The organism is Streptomyces sp. SID486 (assembly GCF_009865385.1).
Lineage (GTDB): Bacteria > Actinomycetota > Actinomycetes > Streptomycetales > Streptomycetaceae > Streptomyces.
Genome location: NZ_WWJT01000751.1, coordinates 1 through 4617 on the forward strand (window position 1 = coordinate 1; position 4617 = coordinate 4617).

The following is a 4617-nucleotide window of genomic DNA, read 5'->3' on the forward strand; positions in this document are numbered from 1 at the left end:
GGCCCGGCCCCGCCGGCCGGGGGGGCCACCGGGCCGCCCTCCCACTTGCCTAAAGCCTTTAGGCACCTCCATAATCAGTTATGGCAGGGGGGAGAGCAGCATGGTGCGTGCGGGACTGACCGCCGACCGCCTGGTGCGGGCCGGTGCGGAACTGGCCGACGAGGTCGGCTTCGAACAGGTCACGGCCTCCGCGCTGGCCCGGCGGTTCGACGTCAAGGTGGCGAGCCTGTACTCGCATCTGCGCAGCTCCCAGGACCTGAAGACGCGGATCGCGCTGCTCGCTCTGGCGGAGCTGGCCGACCGGGCCGCCGAGGCACTGGCCGGCCGGTCCGGCAAGGACGCCCTCGGCGCCTTCGCGAACGTCTACCGGGACTACGCCCGCGCACACCCCGGCCGTTACACGGCGGCCCGCCACCCGCTGGACGCCGAGACGGCCTCGGGCAGCGCGGGAGTGCGGATCGCCCAGCTGACCCGGGCGATCCTGCGCGGCTACGACCTGTCCGAGCCGGACCAGACCCACGCCGTCCGCCTCCTCGGCAGCGTCTTCCACGGCTACGTGAGCCTGGAGGCGGCCGGCGGCTTCAGCCACAGCGCGCCCGACTCCCAGGAGTCGTGGACGCGGATCCTCGACGCCCTCGACTCCCTGCTGCGCAACTGGCCCGCCCACCCCTGAGACACCCCGGAAACGCAGGCAGACACGATGTACACGATCCCCCTCACCGCCGACCTGGTACGCGGCGCCCTCGAACTGGAGCGCACGGCGCACGGACTACTGCCGCACCGGCTGCCCGCGCGGGCCCGCGCCCAGTGCACCGACCCGCAGCTGGCCCTGGTGGAGTCCCAGCCGGCCGGCGTGCGAGTGGTCTTCCGGACCCGCGCCACCGCCGTCGAACTGGACGCCCTGCCGACCAAGCGGGTCTACCCCGGTGTGCCGCCCCGCCCGGACGGCGTGTACGAGCTGCTCGTCGACGGGCGCCCGGCCGGCAGCGCCTCCCTCACCGAGGGCAGCACCCTCACCATCGACCTGGCCACCGGCTCGGCCGAGCACCGGGCCGGCCCGGTCGGCACCGTGCGCTTCACCGGTCTGCCGGACACCGTCAAGGACGTCGAGATCTGGCTGCCGCACAACGAGACCACCGAACTCGTCGCCCTGCGCGCCGACGCCCCCGTCGAGCCCGTGCCGGACCGGGGCCGCAGGGTGTGGCTGCACCACGGCAGTTCGGTCAGCCACGGCTCCGACGCGGCGACGCCGACCACCACCTGGCTCGCGCTCGCCGCCTCCCTGGGCGGAGTGGAACTGATCAACCTCGGGCTGGGCGGCAGTGCGCTGCTCGACCCGTTCACCGCCAGGGCGCTGCGCGACACACCCGCCGACCTGATCAGCGTCAAGCTCGGCCTCAACCTGGTCAACACCGACCTGATGCGGCTGCGCGCCTTCGGCCCGGCCGTGCACGGCTTCCTCGACACCGTTCGCGAGGGTCACCCCGACGTCCCGCTGCTCGTCGTCTCGCCGGTGCTGTGCCCGATGCACGAGGACACCCCCGGTCCCACCGCCATGGACCTGACCGCGCTGGGCGAGGGCCGCGTGGGCTACCGGGCCACCGGGGATCCGGCCGAGCGGGCGGCCGGGAAGCTCACGCTGGGGGTCGTCCGGGAGGAACTGGCCCGGATCGTGCGCGAACGGGCGGCCGGGGACCCGGCCCTGCACCACCTCGACGGCCGGGAGTTGTACGGCGAAGCCGACTTCGCCGAGCTGCCGCTGCCCGACGGCCTCCACCCGGACACCGCCGGACACCGCCGGATCGGCGAACGGTTCGCGGCGCTGGCGTTCGCCGACGGCGGCCCCTTCTCGGACGGCGCCGCCTGACCGGCGCCACGGCGCACTCACCGGCACCGCAGAACCCTCGTCGGCACCGCAGCACCCTGACCCGCACCGCAGCACCCTGACCGGGGCGGCCGGCTCACTCCAGGTGGGCGAAGACCACCAGGTTGTCGGTGTAGTCGCGCACGTCGTGGTCGTAGTCCCCGGCACAGGTGATGAGCCGGACCTCGGGGCGCGAGGTGTCCGCGTACACCCGGTCGCTGGGGAAGTCGTCCTTGGCGAAGGTCTCGGCGTCGTCCACCACGAACTCCGCGGTGCGTCCGTCGGCCCGCTCCACGGAGAACCGGTCGCCGGGCTCCAGCTCGTCGAGGTTGGCGAAGACGGCCGCGGAGGTCACCGTGTCGACGTGCCCGGCGATGATCGCCGTGCCCGCCTCGCCGGGCGAAGCGCCGTCGGCGTACCAGCCGACGAGATTGGTGTCGGCGGCGGGCGGGGGCTGCAACTGCCCCGAGGAGCCGATGGACAGGGTCGTGAAGGGGGCGTCCACGGCGATCTTGGGGATGTGCAGGCGGGTCGGCGCGGACCGCGACAGCGCGTCGCCGCTCTCCTGCGGATCGGACGACGCGGCGGCGCCGGCGCCCGAGGCCCGGGGCGCACCCGGCGCTTCGTCCGGCTGCTGATGGTTGCCGAACATGGTGACGGCCAGGAAGACGGCCGCCACGCCCCACAGGGTCAGCCGCCCGCCGCGACCGGAGGCCGTCGGCGTGGTGGGGGAATCCGCTGCCATCGGAACCACCTCACTCGGTCACGGCAGCACAGGGATCGGAGCAGGGAGGAACACGCGGGACCGGCGTCCCGGGGCGCAGGGGGCGCGGGCCGCCGGCACGGCCGGCGCCCCGGCGGCGTCCGCAGCCCCTGCACGTGGTGGCCCGTCAGGACGCCGGCGCGGTGGCCTTCTTGCGGCGCAGCGCGTAGGCACCGGTGGCGCCTACGGCCAGCACGGCGAGACCGCCCGCGGTGACACCGGGCGTGGCGAGCGCGCCGCCGCCGGTGTGCATGCCACCGCGCGGCTTGTCGCGGCCTCCCTCCTCGTCGTCTCCGCCGCCACCGCCCCACTCGCTCTTGCCGCCCTTGTCCCCCTTGCCGCTCTTCTCGCCGCGGTCCTCGCCGCCGCCGCCGTCGTCGCCGCCCTTGTCCCGGTAGCTCTCGGGATCGAACCGGCTGTCGTCCTCGCCCGATCCCCAGTCGCCGCTGTTCACCGCGGCGAGTGCTCCGCCACCCGTGTGCATTCCGCCGCGCGGGCCGTCGTGTTCACCCCCGCCGCCGCGCTTGTTGCCGTAGTCCTTGTCGGAGTCACTGTCCGATCCCTTGTCGCTGTCGGATCCCTTGTCGCGGCCGGAGTCGCTGTCGTCCTTGCTGTACGCGGAGTCGTCACGGCCGCCGTCGTGCTCGGCCGGAACTGCGAACGCGACGCCGGGCGTCGCGAAGGCGAGGGCGGCCGTGGCTGCCGCCGTCGCCAGAAGCGTGCGGGCAGAGCGCATAGTGATGTCCTTCCGCCGTGACCGGGCAGCGGATACCTCATCAGCTGGATGGACCCGGCCTCGACATGAACCACCGTCAGTGAGGGCCCCGGCTCCCACCATCCGGGCCGCCCAGCCGTGTCACCACGCCACCCGTCTGCCCCAGCGCGCCCGCTTCGCGACCCCCCGTCCGGGTCAATCGCCGGTGCCGCCGTGCGCCCGCCCGGGTGACCGGGCCGTCCCCGAGGAGTGCTCATGCCCGCGAACGCCCTCTGCGGACCACGGGCCCGGCGGCCGCTCGCCGCGTGGGCCGGTGCTCTGGCCGCCGTCGCCGCCGTCGCCGTACCGGCCCGGGCGGGGACGGAGACGGTGGCGGAGTACCCGGTCACCACGACGGCCGGGGCGGCCCCCGCGGGCATCACCGGCGGCCCGGACGGCGCGCTGTGGTTCGCCGAGCACGGCGCCGGACGCATCGGGCGGATGACGGCCGACGGCGCGGTCACCGACTTCCCGACCTCCGGCCCGGACACCGGGCCGGCCGAGATCGTCCAGGGGCCGGACCGCGCCCTGTGGTTCACCGAGACCGACGCCGGGCGGATCGGCCGCGTCACGCCCTCCGGCCGGCTCACCGAGTTCCCGCTGCCGAAGGCCGGCGGCGGGCCGGCCGGGCTCGCGCTCGGCCCGGACCAGGCCCTGTGGTTCACCGAGGCGACGGGCAACCGGATCGGCCGGATCACGGCCGCGGGCCGGATCACCGAGTATCCGGTGCCCACCGAGGACGCCTCGCCCCACTCCATCGCGGCGGGCGGGGACGGCGCCCTGTGGTTCACCGAGCTGGCCGGCGGCAAGGTAGGACGGATCACCCCCGCCGGGCGGATCACCGAGTTCCCGCTGCCGGGCGGGGCCGGCTTCCCGGGCGGTATCACCGCCGGGCCGGGGGGCATGTGGCTCACCGCGTCGGGCGAGCACGCGGCCTACCGGATCGACTACACCGGGCACCTCACCCGCTTCCCGCTGCCCGGCGCGGACAGCCTGCCGGGCGGCATCACGCGCGGGCCGGACGGTCACGTCTGGTACGCCGACCAGGCCGGCCGGATCGGGCGGATCACCGCGACCGGCACGGTCACCACCTTCCCGGTGCCGGACGGCGCCGAGAAGGTCCCCCTCGGCCTGACCTCCGGTCCCGGCCGTGCGTTGTGGTTCACCGAACTGCTGGGCAACGCCGTCGGCCGCGTCCGGGTCGGCGCGAAGTGAGCGCCGCGGCCGCCGGGGCGG

At 75.1% G+C, this 4617-nt stretch carries 5 protein-coding genes; 3 read left to right on the forward strand and 2 right to left on the reverse strand.

Annotation, left to right across the window (positions count from 1 at the left end; genetic code table 11):
• Window positions 1-100 precede the first annotated feature (100 nt).
• Together GT045_RS35265 and GT045_RS35270 are read left to right on the forward strand one after the other, a co-directional pair.
• Window positions 101-673 carry a TetR/AcrR family transcriptional regulator gene (locus GT045_RS35265; RefSeq protein ID WP_161291000.1) on the forward strand — a complete coding sequence of 191 codons (573 nt, stop codon included), beginning with the start codon at window positions 101-103 and terminating at the stop codon, window positions 671-673.
• A 27-nt stretch (window positions 674-700) separates the two neighbouring features.
• The gene (locus GT045_RS35270; protein ID WP_161336710.1) at window positions 701-1867 is read left to right on the forward strand and encodes a GDSL-type esterase/lipase family protein; all 1167 of its coding nucleotides are present in this window, start codon (window positions 701-703) and stop codon (window positions 1865-1867) included.
• A 94-nt stretch (window positions 1868-1961) separates the two neighbouring features.
• Here the strand turns inward: GT045_RS35270 and GT045_RS35275 are convergent, their stop codons facing one another.
• Window positions 1962-2609, reverse strand: coding sequence for a class F sortase (locus GT045_RS35275; RefSeq protein ID WP_161290996.1), 648 nt, complete (start codon window positions 2607-2609; stop codon window positions 1962-1964).
• Window positions 2610-2754: 145 nt separating this feature from the next.
• Complete coding sequence (locus tag GT045_RS35280; RefSeq protein WP_161336711.1) at window positions 2755-3363, reverse strand: hypothetical protein; 609 nt, start codon at window positions 3361-3363, stop codon at window positions 2755-2757.
• 234 nt (window positions 3364-3597) lie between these two features.
• Here GT045_RS35280 and GT045_RS35285 point away from each other — a divergent pair, with 234 nt between their 5' ends.
• Entirely contained in the window at window positions 3598-4596 is a 999-nt protein-coding gene (locus GT045_RS35285) for a hypothetical protein (protein WP_161336712.1), read from the forward strand.
• Window positions 4597-4617: the final 21 nt, after the last annotated feature.